The following is a 25747-nucleotide window of genomic DNA, read 5'->3' as shown; positions in this document are numbered from 1 at the left end:
TATCGGAATCGTTATTGAGTTGCTGGAGGAAGTATTGACGAAGGAAAAAACCTTCTCGCAAATTCCCTCAGGTCGATTTCCGTCTCGCCGCCATCCTTGAATCGGAATCTCATACATTCTGTTGCTCGTCTGAATCCAGTTGCAAAGGGTCATCTGCAAGCGCCAATCCGCCTTTTTCCAGGATTTCTCTGGCTTTCCCGGCATTCCCGGTTAACAGGGAACTCAGCGCATCGGGAATTCCCCTTTTCTTCGCTGCGTAGGCTTTGTTCATCCAGGGCGCCATTTCTTCCAGAAGGCCGTATTTCTTGTAAATGTTCGCCATGCGCGTCAGTTCATCCGCATCTTCAAGCAGGTTGCCAGTCAACATGCGCTTAGCAATCATTTCATCCGATGGAATTTGTGTTGCTGGTTTGCTCAGGCTGGAAAGGCCCCCGATGTCGGCTTCTACGACAGCAGGTGTTTTCGTCAACCCGGTGCTCAGGCCAGGCGTCGGGTAACCAGGAGTAGATGGCTTCTGCTTATCCTGCTGCCATGGAATCGCTATCTCATCGTTGGCGGCACGAAGCCGCTCGCGTTTTTCCCTGTTAAAATCTGCCTTATCGATCCTCGCCCGATGCAACTCCGCCTCGCGCTCATCCGTCTTTCTCAACCGGTTGGCATCCTGCTGCCGGAGCCTCATATCCTGCCCCGTGCGTATACCTTGTGCAAGGCCGCCAGCAAATGCGCCCAGGCTTTCAAGCATGTCCCCCCTCCCTATTGTGTTTGTTCACTGTCGCCTTGCGCTTCATCAACCCTGACGCGACATTGAGGCGGTGAATGAAATCCTCTCCTACAAGTTCCACCGCTTTCCTGTTGAGTACCGCTTCGCCATTCGATAACCGAATAGGTTGCACGCCTTCAATCGAAGCTGGAATGGAATCGCTGGTGCCGGTACCGGGGCCTTGTACTATGCCACCGTCCGCATAGCCTTCGCGCTTGGATGTGGATAAGCCATAGGCACTATAGTTCTTGATGACACCGCCCGTTCGCAGGCTCGGGGTCCTCATCAGGTAAGCTCCGCCCAGGGTGCCGACCAGACTGCCTAGCCCGCTGAGCCCTCCCGCTTTATTCTGCTGCTGTTGCTGCCATGCATTCAGTTGTCCCTGATATTGGTTCAGCATCAGGTTGCCGGATGAGTTATTCGCGCCGAGAGCGCCGTCATACCAGTGTTGCGCCGCATTCATGCCGGCGGTATGCAGCCCGGCTTTCGTTGCCAGATTGTCAGTGGCGGCGTTACCTGCATTGAGCGCTGCCGCATCGGTAGCTATTCCCATGGTGGGCATATTACGCCCAAATTGGGCCATGCCTTGCCGCATGGCCATGCCCTGCAATTCTGTCTCGCGTCGGGCCTTATTCATTGCTCCCGCCGTGTCTTTGGCAAGCCCAAGGCTGATCTCGTGGGCCAGGCCTTGAAACTTGCCTGAATTAGGATTGACTCCCATGCGCCCCATCGTCCGTTGGCTTGAATCCAGGGCACCCTCATAACTTTTTGCGATATCCGCTCCTGCCTCGGCCGCCATCCGCTCTTTACGCTCAGTCGAGTCGAATTCGTTGGCCTCCCTCACCATGCGCTCTTCTATCGGCGCAAACAGGTTCCGGTATGCCTGCCATTGCGATTCGGCCCTCGCTGCATTGGCTTCGCCTGAGGCAATCTGCTGATCTACAATTTTCTGGATCAGCGGATCCTGTACCCTGGCTCTGTCCTTCTCCCATTCGAGCTGTTGTCTTGCCACATCCAGTTGTTGCTGGGCGATATCGGCCTGTTGTTTTGCCGCCTGCCCAATGAGCGGATCCGGTCTTGGTGGCTTCGAACTACACATTTTCAATCTCCAATATCTTGGTCAATCCATTTTCTACGTGTCTGTAGCCGAGCAATCGGAAAAATCGTGCAGCCTTATTAACGGTCTTTACGGTAATGTTGATTTCCCGAACGCCTAACAATTTCATGGCATTCTCGATATACCTTACAAAACGCTTGGCAATAGTGCCGCGTCGCGCCTCGGGCAAAAGATACAGCGTGTCCTCCGTGGCAATAAGTGTTTGCGTGTGGGCGCTCTTGTCCAGATACATGGCGCAATTGCCCAGTAACTTTCCTTCGCTTCTTACGGTGAAAAGAAGGTAGCGGCCCGCCTGCTCATACCGGATAAAAGTCTCGTAATCCGGTTGAAACGGTAGCCGGTGTCTGTGTCCCTCGGTTTCATTCCAATGGATGCGATGCAAATGCTTTATTTCTTCTGTAATGTTTTCAATACGCTCTACAGCGAATACTATGCGGCCGTTATATCGAGGCTTGATTTGTGCAATATCTCTCGGTTGCGCAAGCGTTTCCATGTGGTAGGCGGCAACGCAGATATCAGCGGCCAGATCAGATGTCAAGGTCAAGCCCATATTTGCCTTGAGCAGCGAAATCAGTTCAATATTCATCATCCATCCATACGTGAAATAAGCTGTTCGAGAGAATCGCGAACAGAATTTATGTACGCATACAACGCCTCGCATTCAGCCTGAGTAGGGGGAGCAGAGAATGTAAGCGCGCGAAAGGCGGGAAGCGCTATTCGGTTTCCGCGTCGTCCGGTCAGTATCTCAAGCATGGTTTTCAGCCAGGGAGGTGTTCCAACTGGAATGCCGGGCTTCTTGATATAGGTCGCCTCAGCAGGTTTGCTGAAAAGCGCGGATTCAATCACAACCCCGTCACTTATCGCTTCGGCGCTTGCTTTATTGATTTGAATGCAAAGAGTGGCGACAAGAATGTGTATTTGGGTAATAACACCCGTTCCGCCAGCATTGGCTTGCATGAAGGGCGTCCCGACAAGCGTGCCACTGCCGATGGATATGGGGAGGTCGCCGCCTCCGTTGAACTGCGCCAGGGCGGCTTCAATTAGGGTATGAGTTTGCGTGATTGCTCCGCCTGGGAATACCTTCCCTTGGGTCAATGCGCCCACGCTGAGCATATGCGCCTGACTTACTTTCCCTGTGCTCAAGGTTCTGCCCGGCGCAATTACGGCACTCGCCAAGGCAATACCTCTGGTAATGCCGGCAGCGCTATCCAGGTTGGATTGAATAAGGGCAGCCGCCGCAAGGGTTTGATTCTGCTCGATCTTGCCCGCATTGGCGCCACCCGCCTGTGTTAATCCCGCAACAGCAAGCGCGTGATGTTGAGCAATTTCTCCGGCGCTGCCGCTATTTGCTTGTATTGCAGCTACACCGCTTAATCCAGGCCCTGTATCAGCGGGCCACGGTTTTCTTGCAGGTGCCTTGAATAGCTGCCATGGATTTTCATGAAAAGCCCGTGACTCAGCCGCTCCCCAGACCGTATCGGCAAAGCCGGCTATCAGTATCGCGCCATCAAACTCCCATAGATTCCCACCAACATATCGTCCAAGGTTGAAATTCTTGTTCCCTGCTCCCCAGGCTACTGGTGGACTTGTCCAGGTCAACCCGGTCTCTTTTCCATCGAGAAAAACTTTGCACGTCGCTGCCGTACCCCCCGATACGAAAACAATACTCCGGTTTTTTGTGTTGAACCATGAAGAAAGGGTGCCAGAACTGGCGCCATTGGAACCAATAGCTACTTTTAAGTCAGGATAAATCTGGTATGCGAAAGCGTTGGGAGAAGAAGCCCCGAAGGGGCAATGGCCATGCATATCGGGACCACCCACAATGGGACACCACATAAAAAAGGTGCCGACATTGCCGGTCAGTTCCGGATAGCCGGTATAGGCGTAATAGTCGTCGACGCCATCAAACGAAAACACCTTGCCATTTTGTGACGGAACAATTGCCGCATTGCCGCCCGCTGCCCAGATTCGCCCGGTCGCCAGATCGACCGGCCCTGCAGCGGGGTTCCACAATATTCGCATCCCTTTGGCAAGGCCGGCATAATCAATGGGCGTAGCCCGCGGGGGCTGCCTTACAAACCTGTTTCGTAGGGTGATCAGGGACATGCCGGCAGATCAGGTGGAAAGACCGGTAATATCGGCCCTGTAAATGCTCCCTGAGCTGACTGCTACTCCCATGTCATTCTTTACGACCAACTTCAGGTAACGACTGATTGGCAGACCTTGCAGGCTGAAAAGCTTCCGGTGCACGTTCGTGTCATTGCACGGCAATGTGCCAATCCAATGCAGGTCAGCCTCATTGGTGGCGTCGGTTCCGCTTTCCGGGCCACTCCCGAAATTCACATTATCGAGCGACAGTTTTGCGAATAATATGAGTTGGCGGCTGCCGGTTGGAGTGCCGTTCGGATCGCATTCAATCTCTAATGTAATATCCAGCGGGATAGCAGGTCCGAGATCAATGGCTGACGAAGTTATGTAGGTGCCGCTTGCCAGCGTTCCCAGATTGAGCACGACGCTGCGCGCGCTCTGCGCTTGGGTAAATGTTGCCATAGTTTGATTTCTGGAATATCGCCCGGAGTTGAGTTAGGTGGGCTGGGAGCTCGTGTAAGTCAGGCTTGGGAAATTGACTGTATTGCCGCTCGTTACCACCTGATCGGTGGTTTCATCGGTCACCAGCAAGACTTTGCTCACGTTGTCCGTGAATGCAATGTGAAGATCCGGTGCGGTGCCCGAATTGGCTGAGGCTGTTCCACTGCGTGCCGCGACTGTCAGCACGCGTGCTGCGCCATCGGCACCTGACAGTGCATAATCTCCGGGCGCCATTGCAACCGCACAAATTGCATTAGCATTAACGGTTGCATAGCTGTCAGCAAAGGAATATGCCTTTAACAGCAGCATGCGGCCCGCATTGTTTTTTATCGCATTCAATCCACCATCCAGCACATCGGAATGAACATACTTCGCCATACAAAATTCCTTTTCTTATAGTCAAAAAAAACCGCCCGGATAGGGGCGGCTCGTGTTTGGGCGACAAAAATCAGAAGAAAAAACTGCTTGAAATACCTTTAGCGGCTCGAGGGCACTCCTTGGAGGGCCAATCGGCCGTTCGATTGAAACTTATGACAGTTATGCCTGCTTCAATCCATCCATTGTTTCAGCCAGGACGAGGCTGTTCACCTTCACATTGCCGGATAGCACAAACTCCACGTTATCGGCCTTATAGCCGGCGGGAAGCCGAAATGCCCTGTTATTCTTGACCTGTTTGGTAAATTTCGGCATGCCATCGCTCCATAATTGAAATTGCAGGGAATCTATGGATAAGAGGGGAATATCCTGTGTCGCATCACCCCCAATCTCGTATTCACCGAGGCATGTATCTGCCAGTCCGTCATTCATGGAATAAGAACTGATCAATGTCTGGTTGGCGGCGATAGCCTCCTTGTAGGAGGATTGCGCCGCTGCTCTTTCTTCTTCCGTCATTTCAAAATCGGCATCAATCTTCCCCGCACCATAATTAACCGGTGACGCAGCAACGAACCGTTTACTTTTCCACTCATAGAAAAGCTTGGTTCCCTTATCCCCTTCCCATTCGTAGATTTTCTTGTTTGTGGCGATGTAAAGCTTGCCGGTTATGGGATCTGTCCAGATGCAACTGATGTTCTGGTTGATTTTTGTAAAGGATGCATCCTCCGCCTTATCGATCACGAACATCAGGGAGCTATCGCCAGCCGAATAGCCGCAGTAATAGCGGTTATCGGCAGAGGTGGCGATAAAGGTATCGGGATTCAGTTCGGACCACTCCTTCTGGGTAAACAAGTCTTTTGTGACAATATCGCTGCTTGCCCCGATCATTACCATCCCTTGCGGAGCGGGATACCCGATGCCAAATGCAAAATTCGCTACTCCTCGTTTCGACATGCAAGGCCACGCCACCCCCAGCTTCTCCATTCCTCCGCTCATGGTCGCAGGCTCAACCCCGGTCAGGGTGAAGGGATTGCCCTTGGTCATGCCAATCAATGTGGTTCCCATTGCAGCGATGGCTACAATTTCCTGGTCGTATGTTTGTCGATATGAAGTGGGCCAGGCATAAGGTTTGAACGGTTCTGAGAAAAGCACCTCATTATCCGCGAATCCTGCGGCGATTCCATTCGCAAGTACAACGATGCCTCTCATGTTTGCCGGGGGCATTTCCCAGCTTGTGGAGGTCAATGTTTCTCCCAGTGCAATAACCGTATCAGGGACAGTATCGCTGTAACTTTTTGTAATCCCAGAAAGTGTTGCGACATAGCGATACTCGGTCCCTGACGAAGTGGTAAGCGTTCGATAGATGCGCTTGTTCATCCCCCCGGTATTGTGTGGCGCTTGGCGCTTCCACCTCCCACCACCGGCGTAGACCTGATCTGTAGAAAGGGATATGACCACCTTTTTAGTTACCGGATCCACGCTTATCAGAATGAATTGACCGTTCAAGTCAGTCATGCCCGATACCGATTCAAACTGGATTTCCTCGTGCGCTCTTAAACCAAAGACGGTATCGAGGTTGATTTCCATTTGGCCGGCAACTGGAGAATTCCTGGAAACAGCAGTAATTGTCCCGGAATTGGGGGGTGCTGCGTCTAGATTTGAAATCATCCAGGGTGCGTCTGTCTTTCCACTGGTCGCTATCGAAGCGGGGGAAGGTTGCGACTCTTCTCCCCATTGCGTGACAAATGTATAAACATAGGCACGGGAAGTCATTACTCCGCTGCCACCCGATGCAGTCACCAGTGGTTCGCTAACCGGGGGTGTAACCCCAAGTACATAGCAGGTGGACGGATAAGCATTGGCGCCCGCTGTTGCCATTTCAAAATTGGAGGTGCGCGGCTCCCCGTCACCCGTGTAGTAGAATCGCTGAAGCGTATCCCCTGCAACAGGCGAACGGGCTACATCGACATCCCTGCTCCAGACGAGCCACTTTTCGCTCCCATCCTTTTCCATCCTGAACATCGACTGGATTTCACCATTGATCTGGGGAGAGAAAACAAGTAGCGGCGCGTTCCTGGGCCGCAAGTCGCCAGCGGCAAGGTTGCAATTGGTCGCCGTCTGCGCCTGGTTCGAGCTGAGCAAGTGCTTTGCCAGCCGCGGCACAAGGCCGGAGAATCCGGAAATCCTGAATGCGCTCACCCCGCCAGCTCTCCTGTTCCGGGAGAGCTATCCTGCTGTAAATCAGTTCCTCGTCCCTCGCATAATGCCCGTTCCTTAGCACGCCTCTTCACGAGCCCCGGCAGTACTTTTTTGCCGGGGCCATACTTGAATGCCTCTATCCGCTGACACGCTTCCGCATACCGTCCGGCATTGAGCAGATCGATAAGATTAGGCGGTTTTCCAGGTAAGGCTTTTCGGCAGAATGCACCGACACCGATGTTATAAGCGAGGCTCACATACGCCTCATACTCATGCTGATATAGAGGCACAGTCACGCAGCGCCTGACTCCAGCCGCATAAACACCCTCGATTTCATCCAGTAATCGGATCAAAGACCTCTCAGGAGTTGTCTTGTCTCCCATTTTCACGCCCGTGGTCGTACCAAACCCGATGGTGGGAACATCCCCGCGCACAGGGATATATGCTTCATCCTTATACCCCTCGTTCACCGCGATTCCAACCAGTGTTGACGCAGCCAACACTAATAACGCTACAGCGGACCTGCCTTGGCTAAACAATGGCTTACTCATCTTTCGATTCCTCGTGTTCCATGCTCATTTATGCGTATTGGTATGCAGGTGTCAGGGAATAGTTTCTGTGATGCAATCCAGCTTCGCCTTTATGGTCTCCTTCACATTGCCTGCATTCAGTGTGGCGCACGAGGATATTTCCGGAATGGGAGATGCTGGCTTGGATTTTGGCTTCGAAACCTCCCCGGGATTCATCGATGTTTGCGGTTGCACCGTCGAAACGTCTGGCTCAATTGGGGTTTCGTTCGTCACCGGCGGTTCATTCGTCACCAGGGGCGTAAGCATGGTGCACGACGCCAGAAAGAAGGCTCCCAGCAAATACCTCATGCCTTTCTCCCCCTCGCCCATTTCTCGATGATTCTGTCGAGCTTGTCATTGAATTCCTTCATCGTTTCACGCTGCTCGGCTCTCACCGATTTGAGTTCCTCATCAAGGCGTTCATTGGTTCTTTCCTGATACAGCTCGCCTCGTTTCAGGGTCGCAATATCATTTTGCACCGTGTTGTACGTCGCTACGCCAGATGCAACCAAACCCGCCACTGCAATAATTCCACCGAAGGATAATGTGTAGGTGGATGGTCCACGCCGCCTCTCGACCCTGGTCGCGACCTCATGGTCGCCTTCATCCTCAGCCATGATCAGGACAAACCCCATAAAACTACTGCAAATACGACCGCACCCAGCAATATTGGAGCGGTCCATTTCGATTCCTTCAACTTTTCCAATAAACCATCTGCGCGGGCTTCAGCTGCGGCACGTTTACTTTCCACCTCTTCCTGGATGGCTTTGATGCGTTCGCGTCGAAACATGGTCATAATAATTCCTCCTGGGTATTGAATAAAAAAGCCCGTTCGGGCAAAAAAAAAAGCGGCTACGCCGCATCTTGTTGTCTCGTTCAAAAAATTTCGATCATGCTTTACCACTTGATGTCATCCAATTGCTGCCGAGTGGGAAAATCGCCAAGCGCAACGATCATCTCCTGTAATCTCTGCCTCTTGCCCGTCAGTTGGCCATGCACTCTCGCAAATGCAGCAGCCTTGGCAATAATTTTGGCCGCCAGATCTGCCTTACTCATATTTCGAGCATCAGCAGCGCTGTCCAGCCAGGGAGTATGGGCTTGAGGATTCGAAAACCATGCCTTTGCTTCCCCTTCCTGTAATGCCCAGCTTTTAACTTCTTCCTCTGGATAAACTGCTGTCAATTCCCTTACGTCGGACTGATAAGCAGTGTTGATCCGGGCGACAGCCGCTGCTTTCATTTGATCCGGACTTGGTGCGGTCAACACGGTAATTTGTTCTGATGCCGCGGTTTTCCATAGATCCACAAATGGCTGAAACTCCGCCATGTTTCTGAGCAGCGTATTTGCAGTATCGTCATACTCTATATGGCCGCTTGTATCGTTCCACTGAACAGCGCGCACGTTGGCCCTCAACGACGATAAATCGATTCGCCTGAATACGCCATCGATTCCAACCACACTGTCGTCCCGAATGATTGTCACTCGCATATCTCGCTCTGCTCCAATAAACCGTTACCCTGGACCTTCCTGTTGGTCATGTGCGCTGCCACAAGCAACACCTGTTGCGTTTTCTCGCTGTGCTTCACCATCTCATTACGGAAGGATTCTGTAGCTGCGGCGCCCTTGCGGGATTCGTTGGCAGTGTTGATCATTAACGTGGGCAACCAGCCTATAGCGCATCCCCATGAATCGGTTTCCTGTCCCGTATTGGTATTTACGCCGCGAACCTGCACATACCATGGACATCGATAAAGGACAGGTTTGTCATCCTCGAGCTTGAGCTCTTCACATTTTGCTTCCAGCGGACAATTCGCTATGCGTATTTCCATCAATCCTTACTCGCTATGATTATGTCGATGTACTGCACGGCAAGGTTGATGGCCGTGCCGGTAAAAATATGGCTGTGCGAGCCACCGCCACCTGTGCCGGCATCTGTAATTGGCATTCCGGTAATAATTCCACCTCCCCCACCGCTGGGGTTAGCCCCTCCGCCTGATGTCCCATACACACTCAAAGTGTGCGTATGCGCCGGTATCTGCGCCGAAGTCAATGTCGTCGCGCTGTTCCAACCCGAAACTGCCTGCGACGTGAAGGCAGACGTGAACGCGACCGAACCCCCCGAACCGCCACCGGCACTTCCTACAACGCGCAGTGCCTTATTATGGTGCGTCGTGACCTGAGTCCAGCCTGCCGGAGCCGTCGCCTGAAAAAATGACATAACGGTTCCAGGGGGAATGAGGCTCGCAGGCGCAGCGCCTAGAGTCGCTCTTGCAGCCGCTGCATTATCATCATCCAGCAAGCTCCGGATATAGGAACTCAGATTCGCCAATGCAGCTGTGCCCGGTCCACTGAAATAGGCCATCTTATCGGCTGACGTTTCCAGGGCGCCAAGCGCTTGGAGATTTGGATTTGCAAGGGATTCCTGCAAGGCGATGTTGGTCACGCCGGCAACGAAGTAATCGCCTGCTGCCCAGGTACGGGGAGCCGTACCGTCCAGTCCTCGCCCTCCTTGCGCGATGGTTAAGCTGTCGGTCGTACGTGCCTCGATTTTCACAATTTCCCGGTTGCCGGAAGCATCCTTGAATATGCCATAGAAATAATCTCCGATGCCGGGCGATGGAAAGAGAACGCCCTTTCCGGCCTCCACCGTGAAGCTCAATCCTGTTGTCCCGCTCGGGGCGGAACTGATAATGGCCTTGCCAAAATTCGAGAACTTGAGTCCCATGTTTTATCCTCGTCTCAGGATTGCCGTCTGGAAGGGCGCTCTGGCATAGCTTCTGGCTACCCTCATGCCTGCTGCCGCCGTCTTGATAATGAGCTGTTGCTGATGATAGGCAGCTAGCTGGATATTGGTATAGGGCTTTTTAGGTGACAGCATTAGCCGCGCCATCGCGCCATGAATGATGGCTTCGCGGTATTCGTGGAATAGCCCGTCATCAATCCCTGTACTGGTGGCCGAAGGTTTTAACGTAACCGTTACTGCCAATACCGCGTTACTATCCGGAGTTGGAATCAGGGTCAGCGAAGATGGACCGCCAAGAACATACCGCGGTTTGCCAGTGTGGCGACTCCAGTTTTTGATCGTGATGTTCTTTTCGCCAGCAAAAGACTCTATTTCTTCTCCATCCAGCACTGCATTTATGATGGAATGAACTGCCGCGCCTTCAGGTGGAGAAAAGGGATACTCTGCAATACCCCCCATTACGAAGACAGGCTGATGCTCGGTTTGCCAAGCCAGGGATTGCTCACAAAACGCTATAGAAGATTGGCGTAACGCACTGTCGGCTGCAGCTGCAGGACATCCAGGCAGCTCTGGCATAAGCAGATCATAAAAATCGCTCCACAATTTCATGGTTGCGCCTCGGAGCCGAATAACTGCATGAACAGTGCGGCACGGCCGGAATTGACGTGCTCATCGTCAGACATTTCTGCTCTGGCCGTAACATAATCCGCTACTGTCTGGAGGTATATAGGGGGTAGCGGAAAAGCATCATCCAAGGCGCGTTCCCCATCAGGCAGGTTGTTGAACCTGCCTATGAACAGATCCGGTCGTCGTTTGAGTATCTGCAGCATCCCCTGATTGGCAAAGGACAATAATACGGTATCCGGATAACGCGTCTTGTCGTCGTCATTGAGCGGGATGCGAGCCAACTCGACAATTGACTGATATGATAATGGCATTAGTCCGGCATCTCGTTCTTGGAAAACAGGGCAATCACTTTATGCCGTATCGTTCCCTCGTTTTGGCGCTTGTCCAGCCGTTCGTTGTATTTGCGCTCGGCAAACTCAAGCAGGGCTTTTTTACCCATGGAATGAAAGTCGATCACCGGCAGCGGTTCTTCAACCGGTTTCTCTGCTTGCGCCAGCCCGATCGGCACAACGTTATCCAGCGTCTCATCGTGGACGCGAATCCAGGTATCGGAGTAGACGAGCAGCCTCTCAGTAACTTCAGCGCTTACATTCCGCACTTGGCCCGGTTCCCAGCGCAATCCCACCCCATTGATGCTGTCAATCTTGATGCCGGTGGCAATATATTTGACTTTTGGCATATGAAATCCTCAATAAAAAGGCGATTCCCAGAGGCTCTGGGAATCGCCTTTGATTTCCTGATTACTGCTTGCTTTTACTTGATGCCTGTCGCCTCGCCCGTGACGATTGCAGTGATATTGCCCGAAATAAATGCAATGGCCGGTGCAGTTACCGTCAGGATAACGTAGACATCTTTTTCGAATTTGATAGGTTGAAATCTTAGGTCGGTCAGAGCCACACCGGATAAAATTGTTGTAGCAGCGGAAAAATAATCATCATCCTCGACAGGACCTTGCCCGGAGTCGACTGGGGTATAGCCGATTTTTACAGCAAACGTGGTGCCTCCTGTATCCAGATCGTCATTTACTATCCGTAACGCCGTAACACTCATGCCAGCCGGAATTCTGACCGGACGATAGATGCTTCCAACCACCCCGGATGAGGGCGTTGCTGTGCCATAAACCACTGCGGCGTTGCCATAGTTGCCCATGGGCATCACTTTGCTGTTCAGATCTGGTGCGCTAAAAGTAGCCATTTATATCTCTCGAAAAAGTGATGGTTGAAAGCGGACATTAACTCCGCTTTCACTGTATAAAACTGGTTAAAACGGATTAAAGCGGTACAGCCGAGTCAACCGCAATCACGCCAAAGTCGGTCGGTACCTTGAAACCTGTTCCATCGTCGATAGAGAAACGGGTTTTCGCTTTGCCGCAAACCTTCTCACCCATCACTTCCAGGTTACTTTCAAAGTTATACCAATGCTCCTTCCATCCGAACTGCATTCCGCTGACCCTGGTTTTGCCATAAGCGACACCCAGTGCTTGTGCGCCTAATAATAATCCGCGCTCGATCGCGTACCCGGCAGTCAATGCTCCATTGACAGCTTGATCGGTTTCTGTTGCAGCTGCCGCGTTTGCTGCGGTAACTATCTTCGTGCTTTCGCCAGGCATAAAACGGATCGCACGCTCATTCTTGATCACCAGAATGCCATTCCACATCCCAACCTCACCGGCAAACAGCGGATGGCGCTCGTCAAAATATGCCGCTCGATTGATGGCGTTCTGCTGGAATGCACGTAACGAACCTTCGGTCAAAAGGAGCGAGTACTGATTGGGTGTAGCGAGAAATACCCACATCTTGGAAGTCTGGGCGGCTCGATCCCCTGCCAGTTTGACGGATTGCAATGGCTGGTCCATGTCATCAAGCCTCTTCCGCAGCAGATCCAGATGCGACAAGCGCAGGCCATCCGTTGAAACGATGGATCCCAACTGCTGTCCCCCTGAAGTCAAATTGGCGCCGTTCACTACAAAATGACGATTATAGGTAGGGGCCTTCACGGGGTTCACCATTATGGAACTGAAGTTCGGTGCGGTTTGAAGCGGTACTGTCCAGTCCGAACCCGTTTGCGAACCGCGTGCTCCTGCAAGATGCACCAGTGTTTCCTGAGCGTCGAGACGGGGAAAATAACCTGACAATTGCGCCAGGGCAATTTCACGCAACTGATGCTTGGTGCGTTGCTGCGACATGCTGCCACCGGCATCGATGACCTTACTGGATAGATCGATCTTGATCTCCATCGAGGAAAACGAAAGTGCACTGCCCCGTCCTTCACGATTGACATCGCCCATCAACGGTTCACCGCCCACCGTATCGACCAGATCGAGCGATACGACATCGCCAGCACTTTTCATTAAATTATCGATACGCACAATAGGCATGCCCGGATTTGTTTGACCGGCAATTTTCTGCATTGCTACTGAAGGCTCGACCGGGCCGACAAGGCTGTCAATCGCTGTGGATCCTTTGAGCGTGTTGGCGAAGAGCGCCGCGCTATAATGTTTGACTGCCAGTGAACTTCCGCTTGCTACGTTTGTTTCAGCCATTTAATCAATAATCCTTAATCAAGTTCGGCTCTCAAGGCTGCCGCCTGATGCGTGGGCATCTTCATCAGCTTCTGAGCAAGTTCAAATGGGCTCAGACTCTCAAGCTGCTCACGTTCAGAGGCTGGATTTGCTCCACCCTGAATGTCTGATAGAGTTACAGGCTTCCTCACCGGGGCTGCCTCAAGCTTGGCTTGCACATCCGCTTTCATCATTCCCGGATCGGATTTCTTTTTTGGAGTGGAGGCTTCCGGCATAATCGCCCTGACACGACGGACAACCTCCTGGAACCGCTCTGCATAAGGCTTTTCTGCCCACTTCGTATTGATTCTCAGAATTTCGTCCTGCTTCAGCGCTTCTTCCCAGGCGCCAGGGTCATTACTTTCCCAATGCACCAGATCTGGGTTATTGTCCTTTGCCTCGGCGACTTGCTCTGCAGTACTCACTTGGCTTGTGCGCTCCGATTCCTCCTTTTCGCGCTCCAGCTCCCGCAGCGTTTGCTCCAGCCTTTCGCCTTGCTTCCGACTTCCCTCGAGTAGCGCGCTGAGTACCTGATGAAGTTGAGGCATTTCTTCTTTCAGAGCCTCCAGGTGCGTCTTGAGTTTTTCATCCAGCGCAACGGTCTCTACTTCCTTTGCTTCCTCTTTCCGCATCAGGAATTCATCGAGTTTGCCTTGCGCGGATTTTAGCTGCTCACGCAGCGCCGAGTTCTCTACCCGCAGTTCCTTGTGCTTCTGGTAGGGAATGGTCCCCTTGCCGCTCTTGTTCAGAACGACAGGCTCATCTTCACTTTCATCGCCGCTCGCCTTACCGGGCATGCCGTCCTTCACATCGGAGCTGGATTTCTCCGTTTCCTCTTCCTCAGGTGCTTCCTGCCTGCCTAGAATTTCTGCGAGCTTATTCGGGTCGCTTTCCAATATTTCGATTTGTTCCGGCGTAAGATTTGCGATTTGCTCATCCGTAAGCTGATCCAATTCCATCTTTCCTCCAAACTACTTAACCCAGTGAGCGGGCCTGCCTTGAGCAGGGTTCAAAAAAACCCCGAGCAACACAAGAAGTGCGTTGATCAGAGGTTTCCAGGACTACTACTGCAATTGCCGCTAGCGTTCGCATGAAAGCCAGTAAAAAAGCCGCCACTGTTTCCAGAGGCGGCTCGATAGAGTCTGATTAAAACGTTATTGCTGCAGCATTCTTAAGGGCGACACTGGCACTTCCTCCATAACCGCCGGAAAACTTTCGTTGCCAGTCCATTGCTTGACGTTCCGTACCCACATTCTCACCATGTCATAGTCCTGAGAAAGCGTTCTTGGTCCCACCTTGAAATAGGGACCATTTGCGTCCTCATAAGCCGTGGGTACGTTGTATTCCCCGAAAATCTTCATGCGGTCCAGATAAACCTCGCGCCAGCCGGTAGCGTTTGTTTGTAGATTTGCGCGAATCGTGACGTTATGCCACTTGCCTTTTTCCACCTTCCTTGCTGCTACAATCCTTCCGGTTGAAGTTACTGCCGGAAGCGTAGTCGCGGGGACGGCCACAAAAAGCGTTTCCTGATCGACAATGCGCAGACCGATGTTAACGTGTTTAACAACCAACTCTTCCCCGGCATCCGGTGTCGGATACCAGGAACCGAGACCAGAAACCCCGTTAGTTGTCCACAAAGGATCAATCATGAAATCTACTGAGGACCAGCATTCGCCGGAATTAGGAAATGCAGGAAAACTGACTTCGGTTCTATGACCGAAATTTGTTTCTGCGTCTGTGCCATACAGCGTCAGTTGTGCCGCTCCATCCACAATCTTGATATGATCGCTCATCCCGGCCAGCATGGTATTTCCAGGCCCCTCCATGCCATTTGCCTGTAAATACGTACCGGCGAAATCGACGTCAAGAGGAAAATTGAATAACTGAGTCATCAGAACGCGCTCCTCAAAATGGGATTGCCCGGATTCGAGCGAAGCTGTTGAAAAACACTTGTCAGAGTTTTCACGGAGGGCATGGGATAGTTGGCAGGCAGCCGGAGTATTACCAAAGCCCTCGTAGCCGTTGCGATACCCAAAGTGGATTTGGCAGACGCAGGGTAGGATGTGCCGATGTTGAACGCGTTGGAATTGCGTGTATCTATCCCGCCGGCTAGCGAAGTATATGAGCCTTCAGAGAATGAATATTCCTCGTCCACCCATATGCCGTGCTGCCCCCCCTGCGCCCCACCGCTTACGGCTATAGCAAAACTGTGCAGGCCGCCGGAAATGCTCTTGTGCCCATTTAAAGAGTAAACTTCGGTAGCACCCGACAGTACGAAACCGGCAAGTCCGGTTGTTTGCAATACAATATTAATGCCCCGCTGTCCTGGGGACGTACCATAACCATCGCCCATCATTCGAGCGACCGAACCCTCGGGTGTGACTTTGCCAAGCCACCAGACAATCAGCTTCTCGCCACTCGCATAGTCATAGTTCAGATTGGGAATATGCAATACGGAATCGGTTGCACCGCTTGCCGGGTCAATCGTGGACGCATAGCCGGAATTCGGCGTCCACAGTTGCGAGACCGACAGGTTTACGCCGCGCGAAGCATGGTTTATTCCTGTCAGATCGTAAAATTTATCGTCGTCTGCAACCTGCTTTCCCGTGAAGCCGTGAAAGTGGTAATAAGGATGGAATCCGTCAGGATCGTATGCTTCAGCACTCTTCTGTGCTATCAGACTGTCCTCAACACTTTTATCGAAGGACGCAACAGTTCCCTTCCCGTAAGGATATCCTGACAAAGTTGTGTCGCTCAGAAATCGAATCATATATTTACCCTTTCCCTTTCCGTTTATCCAAATAAAAAAACCGCCACTGTTTCCAGAGGCGGCTCGATAGAGTCTGATTAAAACGTTATTGCCGCAGCATTCTCGAGGGCGACACTGGCGCTTCCCTCATCACCGTCGAGAAACTTTCATTGCCAATCCATTGCTTGGCGTTCCGTACCCACATTCTCACCTTGTCATAGTCCTGGACGAGCGTTCTTGGCCCCATCTTGAAACTGGGACCAACTGCGTCCTCATAAGCCGTGGGTACGTTGTATTCCCCGAAAATCTTCACGTGGTCCAGATAAACCTCGCGCCATCCAACAGCAGTTGTTTGCAGATTTACTCTGATCGTTACAGTATGCCACTGCCCTTGCTGTATCTTGGCAATCGCAACTGTCTTGCCCGTACTACTTACAGCAGGCAACACCGCAGCAGGGACATTCACAAAGAGCGTATCTCTATTCACGAGACGCAAACCGATATTGACGTGCTTAACAAGCAACTCTTCCCCGGCATCCGGTGTCGGATACCAGGAACCGAGACCAGAAACTCCGTTAGTTGTCCACGAGGGATCAATCATGAAATCTACTGAGGACCAGCATTCGCCGGAATTAGGAAATGTTCCGAGTCGTATTTCGGTTCTGTACCCGTAGTTTGTTTGCCGGTCCGCACCGTATAACGTTGTTCTGGCTGCTCCGTTGATAATCTCAAGTCGATCAGAAATTCCGCTCAGCATCTTATTTCCCGGGCCCTCGATGCCATTTGCCTGTAAATACGTACCGGCGAAGTCGACGTCAAGAGGAAAATTGGATAACTGAGTCATCAGAACGCGCTCCTCAAAATGGGATTGCCCGGATTCGAGCGAAGCTGTTGAAAAACACTTGTCAGAGTTCCCACAGAAGGCATGGGATAGCTGGCAGGAAGCTTGAGTATTACCAAAGCCCTCGTAGCCGTTGCGATACCCAAAGTGGATTTGGCAGACGCAGGGTAGGATGTGCCGATGTTGAACGTGTTGGAATTGCGTGTATCTATCCCGCCGGCTAGCGAGGTATATGAGCCTTCAGAGAATGAATATTCCTCGTCCACCCATATGCCGTGCTGCCCCTTCTGCCCACCACCGCTTATGGCTATGGCAAAACTGTGCACGCCGCCGGAAATGCTCTTGTGCCCATTTGAAGAGTAAACTTCGGTAGCACCCGACAGTACGAAACCGACAAATCCGGTTGTGTATAATGCGATACGAATGCCTCCCTGTCCTGGGGACGTACCATAACCATCGCCCATCATCCGGGCAGGTATTGTTTCTGCCGTAACCTTGCCAAGCCACCAGATAATCAGCTTCTCGCCACCCGCATAGTCATAGTTCAGATTGGGAATGCGCAATACGGAATCGGTTGCACCGCTTGCCGGGTCAATCGTGGACGCATAGCCGGAATTCGGCGTCCACAGTTGCGAGACCGACAGGTTTACGCCGCGCGAAGCATGGTTTATTCCTGTCAGATCGTAAAATTTATCGTCGTCTGCAACCTGGTTTCCCGTGAAGCCGTGAAAGTGGTAATAAGGATGGAATCCGTCAGGATCGTACGCTTCAGCACTCTTCAGTGCTATCAGACTGTCCTCAACACTTTTATCGAAGGACACAGCAGTTCCCTTCCCGTAAAGATATCCTGATAAAGTTGTATCGCTCAGAAATCGAATCATATTTGCCCTTTCCGTTTATCCAAATATTAAATAGTTCTCTACCCGCAACTCCTTGTGCTTCTATAGGGAGCAGTTCCCTTGCCGCTCTTGTTCAGAATGACAGACTATCTTCACCTTCATCGTCGCTCTCCTTGCTGAGCATGGCATCCTTCACATCGGGGCCGGATTTCTCCTTTTCCTCTTCCTCCGGTGCTTCCTGCCTGCCTAGAACCTCCGCAAGCTTGCCCAAGCCGCTTTCCGATATCTCGATTTGTTCCGGGGTAAGATTTGCGAATTAAGCTGATCCACTTCCATCTTTCCTCCAAACTACTTAACCCAGTGAGCGGGCCTGCCTTGAGCAGGGTTCAAAAAGAAACCCCCGAGCAAGCACAAGAAGCACATTGATCAGGGGTTTCAACACTACAACTGCATAATCGCCGCTAGCGCATTCGCATGAGCGAAAGCCAATAAAAAGCCGCCAATGTTTCCAGAGGCGGCTCCTGATTGATCTGTTTGGTTCTATCTATATCTCAATGTATAACGCGGGGTGTTCGTTACGTCTTCCACTGCCCCAATATTGGGAGTGTTATAAAACTGTTTTCCGTAGAAGTCCTTGCCCCCTAGGTAAACGCCTTTGCGCTTTGTCGCATCTGCCAGAGGGCGATAGGAATTATTCAGTTGTGGATCGGCTGTAATTGTCGATGCTGCCAGAGTATGCTTGGATGGTGCGCCAAATCCATAAAAGCAGTTATTAGATTCGCCGGTCCACGCAGCCGAATCTACCTTCACTGCCGGAAGAGCCTTGTTGTTTGTGGTGAATATGTTGTTGCGCACAATATTTGTCGTATTGTTAGCGCCACCGACGAGATACACGCCACTTTGGAAACAATTAACAAAAGTATTGTTGTGAATATTAGATGACTGCCCCGGACCCTTGTTTCCGAATGCAATACCCGTCACGCAATTTACGATCAAGTTTCCGAAGGCTGTTACATTCGTCGCATCAAGTACGAGTATGCCGAATCCGCTTCTGTAGTTGCCGGTCGAACTGTCGCCGGTAATGTTTCTGAATTCGTTTGAAAAAGCCACCGAATCCTTGCATTGATGATCGAACAGCACACCGCACCCATCTATGTCAGTACTGGTAATGTTCTCCGCGTAATTATTGAAAATGCGGTATGTCCCATACATCGGGTTGCAGAAGCCTGTTAACCCGTGAAGCCCTGAACACCAGTTGTTGTAAATGTCGTTTGTGCCGAATCCCGGGGTTGCTGATGGCCCAAAGCCACCAATTGAAAACCCGCCGCCCAAAATACCGACTTGGGACTGGTTGGTTATCCTGTTGTTGTAAACTCGTATTCCCGCATGCACTCCATATGTTTCCGGCCCATACGCCTCCACCGCGACCGCAGAGCAATTGGTAAAGGTATTGTCCCGGATCACAATGTCAGACAGCTTGGTCCCGACGGCTACCGTATTCAGCGCCCTGAGCAGGATCACGGCTCGTTGCGATGAGCAGTTGGTAAAAGTGTTGCCGTAAATCTGAAGGTTGCTTATCGTACTCACCACGGCTGCCGTGTTATACCATTGGATTGCAGAGCCACCAGTCGAGCCTGAGCCCCCGTTGAAAGAGTTCCCGCTGATGATGCAATCTTCGTAGGCCCAGGTATTGAATGTCCTGAATCTGATTGCAGCTTCTGCGCCGCACGAAAATGTGCAGTTTGTGATCCAAAGGGCTTTTAGTGGTGCGCCCCCTGGAGAGATGCAAGCGTTATTCCCCGCGTTGATTGTCAGCGCAGTTATAGTCGTATAATTTCTGTTGGCATCAATGTAGTAAGTTCCGGAAGAAAACGTGATTACACCCGGATGGCCCGTGTAATCCCCCCGAATAGTCACGCGGCTGCCTGACGTTGCGCCGTGCGCACCTATGGTAAGGATTGCGGCATATGAATGTGAGTCGCACACGTAGAGAGTATCACCGCCGACCACTCCCGCACTGCCCCAAACAATCTCAGACCAGCCTCCCCAGGCAAAATCATAAGACTGCCCGTTGCGCGTTCCGCTGTGTGACGTGTCAGGACGAATGAACCACTCTGCCATTTAATCCCCCACGAAATGCAGCACTCGATAGTATTCGAGTTTAAGCGCATCGCCATTGCTTGCTCTCTGTCCGGTAATATCGACCGTCACACTGTTTGCAAAGTTAATAGTGTAAGTTGCTGGAGTATCCGATCCTGCCGTTACGTACGCATTGTCGTAAGGTTGTATTTGCGACGTCAGGGAATTACGATTTGCCAGAACGATCAGTGGCGCTTCTTTGACAGACATAGTGCGGGTGGCACTGTAAACTGTCACACTACCAACCCTGACTTTCAGAATCTTGTTGTTCGCGCTACTGCTGAATGTCCACACCGGCTCGATCTGGAGGATGCTGTTGACGCCGATGATTCCCGCATGAACCGTAAACGACCCCAAAACTTCATCCGCCGCTGTCAAGGCGCATGAGGCAGCCACAGCCGAACTCGACAGTACCTCTACCGGCTTAGTAACTGCCGGATAATCTTCAGCATCACCTTGAGCGATCAAAATCGCCTCAGTCACATCATCAAACCTGGAAATTGCGCCCTTACCGTATCTGTATCCCGCCACAGTTTCATCATTCAGAAACCGAATCATCTTGTTACTCCTTTTATGCGGATAATGCGTTACCTATATGACAATCAGCAATCTTCTCCGCCTCCAGACGGAGTTTCGCATCATCCATATCCTCTTTATGCGCCTGCGCATACGCTTTCAAGTCAAGTTCGCATGCCTTATCCTTAAGCTGCTGCTCAGCCTCTCCCAATCTCTGCTGCAACTCATCAATCTGCCCTTGCGCCTCCTGTATCATCTGCTGCACTTGCTGCTGCAAAGCCTGGAATCGGGGATTATCGTCGATGCCGGCCACTTGCCTTAACTGATGGGCCAACTCATGCCGGTTCGGGACATTGGACAGCTCGAGCATTACCGGATAAAGTACGGCCTGGAACCGAGGGGGCGCAGCTTGTACGATTTGCGACATGGCTTGCAACTGCTGCGCCCGAAATGTCGGAGTAGCAGGAATATCCTCAAGCACAACTTTGACCATTGCAGAAGCAATGTCGTTGTGTACCAACCCGTCATCCAACTGGCGATTGAAATAAACCACCTTGGGTTTATTACCTTGCTGGACTGTAATTTGAGCGGGTCTTCCAATCAGATCCTCCTTGATCAGCGCAAGAAGTTGCTGGCCAACAAGTCGGCGAGCATGGCGAAAATTATCATTGGGCTCCGCCAACACGGTCGACCCCTGCTCCACCAGACTGTTGATCGCAACACCGCTGCTTGCTGAGGTATGCGCTCCCAGCATAGTGCGGTAGATTCCGCCCACTTCCTCGATCCTGCGCTTGCGTTCCTGCACGAGCTGAAACACTTGAGCCGCAAGCTGATGCTCACGTATTACCCTGAAGCCACTGGTATTCCTTCGCTGAGAGTTGAGGATGGTCATCGAGCGCAGACTGCTTATATTATTCGCAACCTCCTGATAAGAATTCTGGCTGAGATCGAGCGCATCATTGTCCACTTCGACTTTTACCGAATTGAGGACTTCATAGAGAAGAATATCCAGATCGATAATCTGATCCTGCGGTCCCCGCATATCACGAATCAATCCGTAAGGAGCTCGACTCCTATCCTTGCGAAAGCACCAGAATGGAACATATGGAAAATCTGAATGAGGTAATGGACTCGGAACATCCATGAGTTTATGCGGCCCCAACCAGATCGAGACCCGCATCCTGGTGAGAACCGATTTCTGGGCCTGCACGAGACCTTGGGCAACCGCTGCCTGATGATATGGGTTATCCTCGCGGTATTCGATTATCTTTCCATCGGGCAATACCAGGACGTATGCATCCTCGAAATGCCGATACCATAACTCGGAGAGCCTGACCATACCCGAGTTCCGGTTCAGGTAATCTTCCTGGTTGCGATTCCAGGCCTGCTCGATTTCATACGCTCTCGCCAAGCCATTGTCATAACCTTCGTATACGTCGGTTCCGTTCCATCCCTTCCAGCTATTTGCAATGATTTCCGCCCGGTCAGGGAACATAAGTGCAGCCTGAAGCCGGTCTATCCACTTATCGCGTCGCAGATATCGCGCATCGGACAAATCCGGCTCCCTTGAACTCCAGTCCCAATAAATTTCGTTACGGTGCACCTCCCGGATACGATATGGATATTTGAGCGCATCAAATTCCCGGGATATTTCTACCCACCCAATGCCCGCCCGAATCATGCTGGAATACGCGTCCGACATGGCCCGGTCAGCGCGTGACTCGGTCTCGGCCTCCTTGATTTTTGCGGAAAGACCTTCCGCAATCTCTGCCTGACTCTCATCGTCCGCCGTCACCCTGTAATCCGCTCGGCTACGCGCTTCCAACCCCAATACTGCGTTGATCGTCGGTTTGATCAGATTGGAATCCTGAGGCGGGATACCGGCCATCTTCAGTCGTTCGATCACCTCCGAACTGGTCTGTGCGCCGTCGTAATAATCACAGTCCGTGTCCGAATCCGACCGCCACTTCGGTTGATCCCGAATATCCCGGCATATTTTGTCGTAAGCCTCAATCGAAATATCTGCCGTAACACCTGCCTCAGTCATGCCCGCCAACCTTTCATATTAATACCTCGTGCGCTCACAGCCGGTTTATCCTCCTCGATTGCCACGGCAAAATAGCGAAAGGCATCGGCTGCATGGCTGTGATAATCATGTAAGGGCCTTGCGCTGAATTGACCGGAATCAGGATCGACATCAAATCGATAATGCCGCAGGCTCTGCAGGCCTTCTGCACAATTCAGCTCATCAAAATAGCAACGTGGAAAGACCGTTCTCGCCGCGTTGATACCATCATGGATGGAGAGATTTGGCACGATTCTTACTTTTCGCCCCGCCGCAACCATAATTTCCTCCACGCTGCGTCCGGTTGCCAGCGTCCGGGCTCTGGCATCGTGCGGTAACCAGTCTGTACCATACATATACCCTTTGTTTTGCAGCACTCCGATATAATGCTGAATTGGCATCTGGCTATTACTGTAGTAATCGATCAATCTGAGTTCGTTGCCAACAGTCTGCGCAAACCAGATGCTGGTGTTGTCGGCCCAACCGAGATCAAAGAAGGTGTGTACCGGCTTTGCCTCATCATATGGCACGCTTCGTATCCTTCCTTCTTCCTGTGCCAATCGAAGCTCCTTCGCATAAACCGCTCCCTCCAGCGCTACCCTACAATTCCCTTCCCATATGTTCTGGTAAGCATCCGGGTCACGCGCTTTCAGTTCATCCTTCTCCCGTCGCAGTATCTCCGGAAACCATGGGTTGTCATTCCAATTGATTTTTACTACGACAGCGCCAGCAGGAGGATTGACTACAAATCGCTGATGAGTCTCGTCGGTATTGAGCTCAGGGTTGTAAGTCACCCAGATTTCCGACCTCTCTTTACGAATAGTCGGAATAAGCGTATCCCAACTTGTCTTGCTCACTGTCTGGGCTTCTTCCACCCAGACCCTGTCCACACCCTCGAACGACTTGATCCTGGTTATGTTGCTATGCAGACCGGCAAAGATGAACTCGGAACCGTTTGTTCCCCGTATAACGTTATTTTGCACCTCGTAAAATGAGTTTAAGCCGATGGCCTCTATCTGTGCTTTCAATAAATGATGCACGGATTCGACGATAGAATTCTGAAACTCTCTCGCACACAAGATGCGCAATGGGGTTGCAGCCGCCTGAATCAATAATGCCCTGGCAACGCCCCAGCTTTTTGCACCCCCTCTTCCCCCGTATAAAATCTTGTAGCGTGCCGGTTCAAACAAAAACCTGAGCTTTATCGGAAATTCAGCTCTATGGGGGGTCATATCACTTGAGCCGCCATTTACGACGACACATTTGGCTCATTGCCTCTATCTTCCGGAGCGACAAAAGCTATCGCAATGTTATGCACAGATTTCTTGGCATCGCCGCCCTCGTTGGTAGCAGGTAATTTGTCGCCATATTTCCTTGGTGCAAGCCGGGCGGCATACCATTTGCGTGCATCGATGCGCAATTGCGCACGCGCAATAACCTCCCGGTTTATGACCTCCCGTCCCTTTTCATCAACATACGTATCTCTCGATCCCTCGTCCGAAATTTCGATGATTTCCTCCGCATAGGCATCCACGCAAAGCTCCTTGGCGCGTTGATATTGGCGCATGAGTTCTTCGTCACTCGCCAGCCAGTTCCATAAAACCCTCTGACTGATACCGACCTCCACACACATCGCACGAGCCGATTTTCCAAGTGAAATGCCAGCAAAGATCGCATCAAGTACCTCACGCCTCTTTATGGCTCGACTGCTCTTTTTCGGACTCGCGGGCTCTACGCTTACTGCACCTTTTTCTGCTTCCTCGCTGGATACTTCACCCTCAAATTTACACATGGCCGGCTTTATCAGCGCTTCCCTTTCCATTTCCTTTTACATGCTCCTCATACCCTTCTTGCATCCTCTCAATGCGGCAAGTAATTTGACCTCACATGCCGATCTTTCTTCTATTTCCGTACGTAGCGCTCTATTGATCGTCAGAGGGTCGTCCTTGACTGACACGCGATCAACCGCGTAGGCCGATTTGCACTCGGGTGGACTGTCAACGAGACAAGGGACAGCAACAGGTTTCTCGATCACCTGAGTCTGAATCACCGGCTTCCCCGCACAACCGGCCAATAGGGTCGCAAAAACTAGCGCCAGGTGGACTGGTAGGCAGCGATTGAGTCGCGAGGAGGTGCTACGGGAATACGCGGGGTTGGATCTAATCGGTCTGATGGCGGCTCTGCACATACTCTATCTGCTCTCTCGTGATTGCCTCATATTGATGTTCGGCTGCTACTGCTGGAAGGGCACGGATTTTCTTTGCGCGACTCGTGTGCTTTGCCGCAACAGCCGCCGCATGACGCATTGCCTCAGTTGCATTCTTCTCTCTCTCAGCCGCCACTTCTGTCAGCGTACTCATCGCTGTCCTCACCGATCGGATATCCAATGCGCACTTTTCGCTTGCCGCCGACAATATTGCATTCTGCGAATTCAAGCGCTGCAGCTGCGATGCAGATCGCCAATCACTGACAAAGTATCCACCGGTAAAAGCAAACGCTGCAAAAATGGCAGTCAGGATTACCGTAATCCTTGGTCTGATTGCCTCAATTACTGGTTCGATGGCGTTAATCACTGGTTTGAGTGCCGTAATCATTTTCTGATAAACATTTGTATTATTGCCTCGAAAATCCGCGAGAAGCGGACATAAAAAAACCCGCTCCAGGCGGGTTGACTGTTACTGCAAAGACCGGATACGGGTTTAGAATTAACTGAACATATGAATAAGCTGATCCTAGGCCCTCCTTTGTCTCTCATTCGCTCTGATCTGGGTTGCAAGGATCGAGGTGATGAACGAGACTCAGGGGATGTTTATTGAAGCACCGAGCCTATCGCACTGTTTCAGCTTCGCTTCGTCTTCTGACATCAATAAATGAAGCTGTAAGGCCAATAGGCAGGCACGACATATCGATCATACCGGTTCAATTATTTCCTGACCCGATAGCCAGGGTACAGTTTCTTGCAAACATTTTTATCTTCTGCCAAAGTTTCATTACCCCTGCTACTACAAGTAAAAAAACAACTTACTTGCCGATTTTTCTTATTTGATACTGTGCATGGA

Annotated in this window: 32 protein-coding genes; all 32 read right to left on the bottom strand. The window is 51.6% G+C overall.

Annotation, left to right across the window (positions count from 1 at the left end; all coding sequences use genetic code 11):
* Positions 1-109 precede the first annotated feature (109 nt).
* The 32 genes from BMW46_RS08130 to BMW46_RS15565 all read right to left on the bottom strand — a co-directional run bounded on the left by BMW46_RS08130 (position 110) and on the right by BMW46_RS15565 (position 25282).
* Complete coding sequence (locus BMW46_RS08130; protein WP_074707042.1) at positions 110-742, bottom strand: hypothetical protein; 633 nt, start codon at positions 740-742, stop codon at positions 110-112.
* Positions 735-1859 (bottom strand): hypothetical protein, encoded by a 1125-nt coding sequence (locus BMW46_RS08125; RefSeq protein WP_074707040.1) that lies wholly within the window; start codon positions 1857-1859, stop codon positions 735-737. The genes BMW46_RS08130 and BMW46_RS08125 overlap by 8 nt, the downstream gene beginning before the upstream one ends.
* Positions 1852-2466 (bottom strand): GNAT family N-acetyltransferase, encoded by a 615-nt coding sequence (locus BMW46_RS08120; RefSeq protein ID WP_177171062.1) that lies wholly within the window; start codon positions 2464-2466, stop codon positions 1852-1854. The genes BMW46_RS08125 and BMW46_RS08120 overlap by 8 nt, the downstream gene beginning before the upstream one ends.
* Entirely contained in the window at positions 2463-3983 is a 1521-nt protein-coding gene (locus tag BMW46_RS08115) for a hypothetical protein (RefSeq protein ID WP_074707034.1), read from the bottom strand. Before BMW46_RS08115 ends, BMW46_RS08120 begins: the two co-directional genes overlap by 4 nt.
* A 9-nt stretch (positions 3984-3992) precedes the next feature.
* Positions 3993-4427 carry a hypothetical protein gene (locus BMW46_RS08110; RefSeq protein WP_074707032.1) on the bottom strand — a complete coding sequence of 145 codons (435 nt, stop codon included), beginning with the start codon at positions 4425-4427 and terminating at the stop codon, positions 3993-3995.
* A 33-nt stretch (positions 4428-4460) separates the two neighbouring features.
* Positions 4461-4844 (bottom strand): hypothetical protein, encoded by a 384-nt coding sequence (locus tag BMW46_RS08105; RefSeq protein ID WP_074707029.1) that lies wholly within the window; start codon positions 4842-4844, stop codon positions 4461-4463.
* A 159-nt stretch (positions 4845-5003) separates the two neighbouring features.
* On the bottom strand, positions 5004-7040 hold the full coding sequence (locus BMW46_RS08100; RefSeq protein ID WP_074707027.1) for a hypothetical protein: 2037 nt from the start codon (positions 7038-7040) through the stop codon (positions 5004-5006).
* On the bottom strand, positions 7037-7591 hold the full coding sequence (locus tag BMW46_RS08095) for a lysozyme (protein ID WP_074707024.1): 555 nt from the start codon (positions 7589-7591) through the stop codon (positions 7037-7039). The genes BMW46_RS08100 and BMW46_RS08095 overlap by 4 nt, the downstream gene beginning before the upstream one ends.
* Before the next feature lie 51 nt (positions 7592-7642).
* Positions 7643-7918 (bottom strand): hypothetical protein, encoded by a 276-nt coding sequence (locus BMW46_RS08090; protein ID WP_143121433.1) that lies wholly within the window; start codon positions 7916-7918, stop codon positions 7643-7645.
* Positions 7915-8244 carry a hypothetical protein gene (locus BMW46_RS08085; RefSeq protein WP_256377002.1) on the bottom strand — a complete coding sequence of 110 codons (330 nt, stop codon included), beginning with the start codon at positions 8242-8244 and terminating at the stop codon, positions 7915-7917. Before BMW46_RS08085 ends, BMW46_RS08090 begins: the two co-directional genes overlap by 4 nt.
* Complete coding sequence (locus tag BMW46_RS15125) at positions 8229-8513, bottom strand: hypothetical protein (protein WP_177171061.1); 285 nt, start codon at positions 8511-8513, stop codon at positions 8229-8231. The genes BMW46_RS08085 and BMW46_RS15125 overlap by 16 nt, the downstream gene beginning before the upstream one ends.
* Positions 8507-9097, bottom strand: coding sequence for a hypothetical protein (locus BMW46_RS14885; protein WP_081355735.1), 591 nt, complete (start codon positions 9095-9097; stop codon positions 8507-8509). The genes BMW46_RS15125 and BMW46_RS14885 overlap by 7 nt, the downstream gene beginning before the upstream one ends.
* The gene (locus tag BMW46_RS08075) at positions 9088-9438 is read right to left on the bottom strand and encodes a hypothetical protein (RefSeq protein WP_081355734.1); all 351 of its coding nucleotides are present in this window, start codon (positions 9436-9438) and stop codon (positions 9088-9090) included. The genes BMW46_RS14885 and BMW46_RS08075 overlap by 10 nt, the downstream gene beginning before the upstream one ends.
* Complete coding sequence (locus BMW46_RS08070; protein ID WP_074707016.1) at positions 9438-10334, bottom strand: hypothetical protein; 897 nt, start codon at positions 10332-10334, stop codon at positions 9438-9440. The genes BMW46_RS08075 and BMW46_RS08070 overlap by 1 nt, the downstream gene beginning before the upstream one ends.
* A 3-nt stretch (positions 10335-10337) precedes the next feature.
* Positions 10338-10961, bottom strand: coding sequence for a phage adaptor protein (locus BMW46_RS08065; RefSeq protein ID WP_074707013.1), 624 nt, complete (start codon positions 10959-10961; stop codon positions 10338-10340).
* On the bottom strand, positions 10958-11290 hold the full coding sequence (locus tag BMW46_RS08060) for a DUF6682 family protein (protein WP_074707010.1): 333 nt from the start codon (positions 11288-11290) through the stop codon (positions 10958-10960). The genes BMW46_RS08065 and BMW46_RS08060 overlap by 4 nt, the downstream gene beginning before the upstream one ends.
* Complete coding sequence (locus BMW46_RS08055) at positions 11290-11658, bottom strand: hypothetical protein (RefSeq protein ID WP_074707008.1); 369 nt, start codon at positions 11656-11658, stop codon at positions 11290-11292. Before BMW46_RS08055 ends, BMW46_RS08060 begins: the two co-directional genes overlap by 1 nt.
* A 74-nt stretch (positions 11659-11732) precedes the next feature.
* The gene (locus BMW46_RS08050) at positions 11733-12173 is read right to left on the bottom strand and encodes a hypothetical protein (RefSeq protein ID WP_074707005.1); all 441 of its coding nucleotides are present in this window, start codon (positions 12171-12173) and stop codon (positions 11733-11735) included.
* A 76-nt stretch (positions 12174-12249) separates the two neighbouring features.
* Positions 12250-13521 carry a phage capsid family protein gene (locus tag BMW46_RS08045; protein ID WP_074707003.1) on the bottom strand — a complete coding sequence of 424 codons (1272 nt, stop codon included), beginning with the start codon at positions 13519-13521 and terminating at the stop codon, positions 12250-12252.
* A gap of 14 nt (positions 13522-13535) precedes the next feature.
* Positions 13536-14498, bottom strand: coding sequence for a hypothetical protein (locus BMW46_RS08040; RefSeq protein WP_074707000.1), 963 nt, complete (start codon positions 14496-14498; stop codon positions 13536-13538).
* Positions 14499-14693: 195 nt separating this feature from the next.
* Positions 14694-15431, bottom strand: a complete 738-nt coding sequence (locus BMW46_RS08035; protein WP_074706997.1) for a heparin lyase I family protein — start codon at positions 15429-15431, stop codon at positions 14694-14696.
* Positions 15431-16309, bottom strand: coding sequence for a hypothetical protein (locus BMW46_RS08030; RefSeq protein ID WP_074706994.1), 879 nt, complete (start codon positions 16307-16309; stop codon positions 15431-15433). Before BMW46_RS08030 ends, BMW46_RS08035 begins: the two co-directional genes overlap by 1 nt.
* An 85-nt stretch (positions 16310-16394) precedes the next feature.
* On the bottom strand, positions 16395-17045 hold the full coding sequence (locus BMW46_RS08025; RefSeq protein WP_256377014.1) for a heparin lyase I family protein: 651 nt from the start codon (positions 17043-17045) through the stop codon (positions 16395-16397).
* An 86-nt stretch (positions 17046-17131) separates the two neighbouring features.
* Positions 17132-17950: a hypothetical protein gene (locus BMW46_RS08020; RefSeq protein ID WP_256377001.1), complete on the bottom strand. Its 819-nt coding sequence runs from the start codon at positions 17948-17950 to the stop codon at positions 17132-17134.
* A 151-nt stretch (positions 17951-18101) separates the two neighbouring features.
* The gene (locus tag BMW46_RS15360; RefSeq protein ID WP_177171059.1) at positions 18102-18239 is read right to left on the bottom strand and encodes a hypothetical protein; all 138 of its coding nucleotides are present in this window, start codon (positions 18237-18239) and stop codon (positions 18102-18104) included.
* A gap of 269 nt (positions 18240-18508) precedes the next feature.
* Positions 18509-20089 carry a right-handed parallel beta-helix repeat-containing protein gene (locus tag BMW46_RS08015; protein ID WP_074706986.1) on the bottom strand — a complete coding sequence of 527 codons (1581 nt, stop codon included), beginning with the start codon at positions 20087-20089 and terminating at the stop codon, positions 18509-18511.
* Positions 20090-20665, bottom strand: a complete 576-nt coding sequence (locus BMW46_RS08010; RefSeq protein ID WP_074706983.1) for a hypothetical protein — start codon at positions 20663-20665, stop codon at positions 20090-20092. It abuts the gene before it with no gap.
* A 13-nt stretch (positions 20666-20678) separates the two neighbouring features.
* Entirely contained in the window at positions 20679-22670 is a 1992-nt protein-coding gene (locus tag BMW46_RS08005; protein ID WP_074706981.1) for a portal protein, read from the bottom strand.
* Positions 22667-23920, bottom strand: a complete 1254-nt coding sequence (locus BMW46_RS08000; RefSeq protein WP_074706978.1) for a PBSX family phage terminase large subunit — start codon at positions 23918-23920, stop codon at positions 22667-22669. Before BMW46_RS08000 ends, BMW46_RS08005 begins: the two co-directional genes overlap by 4 nt.
* A 17-nt stretch (positions 23921-23937) precedes the next feature.
* On the bottom strand, positions 23938-24510 hold the full coding sequence (locus tag BMW46_RS07995) for a terminase small subunit-like protein (protein WP_074706976.1): 573 nt from the start codon (positions 24508-24510) through the stop codon (positions 23938-23940).
* A 6-nt stretch (positions 24511-24516) separates the two neighbouring features.
* The gene (locus tag BMW46_RS15120; protein WP_143121431.1) at positions 24517-24738 is read right to left on the bottom strand and encodes a hypothetical protein; all 222 of its coding nucleotides are present in this window, start codon (positions 24736-24738) and stop codon (positions 24517-24519) included.
* 109 nt (positions 24739-24847) lie between these two features.
* On the bottom strand, positions 24848-25282 hold the full coding sequence (locus BMW46_RS15565) for a hypothetical protein (RefSeq protein WP_074706972.1): 435 nt from the start codon (positions 25280-25282) through the stop codon (positions 24848-24850).
* Positions 25283-25747 lie beyond the last annotated feature (465 nt).

This window comes from Nitrosospira multiformis, from assembly GCF_900111585.1.
Taxonomy (GTDB): Bacteria; Pseudomonadota; Gammaproteobacteria; order Burkholderiales; family Nitrosomonadaceae; genus Nitrosospira; species Nitrosospira multiformis_B.
This window is presented reverse-complemented; position numbering and strand designations above follow the sequence as displayed.

Bases quoted from the DNA above. Each gene is read 5' to 3' on its own strand.
- BMW46_RS08050 (WP_074707005.1), bottom strand. From the start codon at position 12,173: ATGGCTACTTTTAGCGCACCAGATCTGAACAGCAAAGTGATGCCCATG.
- BMW46_RS08015 (WP_074706986.1), bottom strand. From the start codon at position 20,089: ATGGCAGAGTGGTTCATTCGTCCTGACACGTCACACAGCGGAACGCGC.
- BMW46_RS08040 (WP_074707000.1), bottom strand. From the start codon at position 14,498: ATGGAATTGGATCAGCTTACGGATGAGCAAATCGCAAATCTTACGCCG.
- BMW46_RS08010 (WP_074706983.1), bottom strand. From the start codon at position 20,665: ATGATTCGGTTTCTGAATGATGAAACTGTGGCGGGATACAGATACGGT.
- BMW46_RS08065 (WP_074707013.1), bottom strand. From the start codon at position 10,961: ATGAAATTGTGGAGCGATTTTTATGATCTGCTTATGCCAGAGCTGCCT.
- BMW46_RS08105 (WP_074707029.1), bottom strand. From the start codon at position 4,844: ATGGCGAAGTATGTTCATTCCGATGTGCTGGATGGTGGATTGAATGCG.
- BMW46_RS08075 (WP_081355734.1), bottom strand. From the start codon at position 9,438: ATGGAAATACGCATAGCGAATTGTCCGCTGGAAGCAAAATGTGAAGAG.
- BMW46_RS08130 (WP_074707042.1), bottom strand. From the start codon at position 742: ATGCTTGAAAGCCTGGGCGCATTTGCTGGCGGCCTTGCACAAGGTATA.
- BMW46_RS08055 (WP_074707008.1), bottom strand. From the start codon at position 11,658: ATGCCAAAAGTCAAATATATTGCCACCGGCATCAAGATTGACAGCATC.
- BMW46_RS08095 (WP_074707024.1), bottom strand. From the start codon at position 7,591: ATGAGTAAGCCATTGTTTAGCCAAGGCAGGTCCGCTGTAGCGTTATTA.
- BMW46_RS14885 (WP_081355735.1), bottom strand. From the start codon at position 9,097: ATGCGAGTGACAATCATTCGGGACGACAGTGTGGTTGGAATCGATGGC.
- BMW46_RS08090 (WP_143121433.1), bottom strand. From the start codon at position 7,918: ATGAGGTATTTGCTGGGAGCCTTCTTTCTGGCGTCGTGCACCATGCTT.
- BMW46_RS15565 (WP_074706972.1), bottom strand. From the start codon at position 25,282: ATGATTACGGCACTCAAACCAGTGATTAACGCCATCGAACCAGTAATT.
- BMW46_RS08110 (WP_074707032.1), bottom strand. From the start codon at position 4,427: ATGGCAACATTTACCCAAGCGCAGAGCGCGCGCAGCGTCGTGCTCAAT.
- BMW46_RS08085 (WP_256377002.1), bottom strand. From the start codon at position 8,244: ATGGGGTTTGTCCTGATCATGGCTGAGGATGAAGGCGACCATGAGGTC.
- BMW46_RS08005 (WP_074706981.1), bottom strand. From the start codon at position 22,670: ATGACTGAGGCAGGTGTTACGGCAGATATTTCGATTGAGGCTTACGAC.
- BMW46_RS07995 (WP_074706976.1), bottom strand. From the start codon at position 24,510: ATGGAAAGGGAAGCGCTGATAAAGCCGGCCATGTGTAAATTTGAGGGT.
- BMW46_RS08070 (WP_074707016.1), bottom strand. From the start codon at position 10,334: ATGGGACTCAAGTTCTCGAATTTTGGCAAGGCCATTATCAGTTCCGCC.
- BMW46_RS08000 (WP_074706978.1), bottom strand. From the start codon at position 23,920: ATGACCCCCCATAGAGCTGAATTTCCGATAAAGCTCAGGTTTTTGTTT.
- BMW46_RS08120 (WP_177171062.1), bottom strand. From the start codon at position 2,466: ATGATGAATATTGAACTGATTTCGCTGCTCAAGGCAAATATGGGCTTG.
- BMW46_RS08025 (WP_256377014.1), bottom strand. From the start codon at position 17,045: ATGCTGAGCGGAATTTCTGATCGACTTGAGATTATCAACGGAGCAGCC.
- BMW46_RS08115 (WP_074707034.1), bottom strand. From the start codon at position 3,983: ATGTCCCTGATCACCCTACGAAACAGGTTTGTAAGGCAGCCCCCGCGG.
- BMW46_RS08060 (WP_074707010.1), bottom strand. From the start codon at position 11,290: ATGCCATTATCATATCAGTCAATTGTCGAGTTGGCTCGCATCCCGCTC.
- BMW46_RS08045 (WP_074707003.1), bottom strand. From the start codon at position 13,521: ATGGCTGAAACAAACGTAGCAAGCGGAAGTTCACTGGCAGTCAAACAT.
- BMW46_RS08035 (WP_074706997.1), bottom strand. From the start codon at position 15,431: ATGACTCAGTTATTCAATTTTCCTCTTGACGTCGATTTCGCCGGTACG.
- BMW46_RS08030 (WP_074706994.1), bottom strand. From the start codon at position 16,309: ATGATTCGATTTCTGAGCGACACAACTTTGTCAGGATATCCTTACGGG.
- BMW46_RS08125 (WP_074707040.1), bottom strand. From the start codon at position 1,859: ATGTGTAGTTCGAAGCCACCAAGACCGGATCCGCTCATTGGGCAGGCG.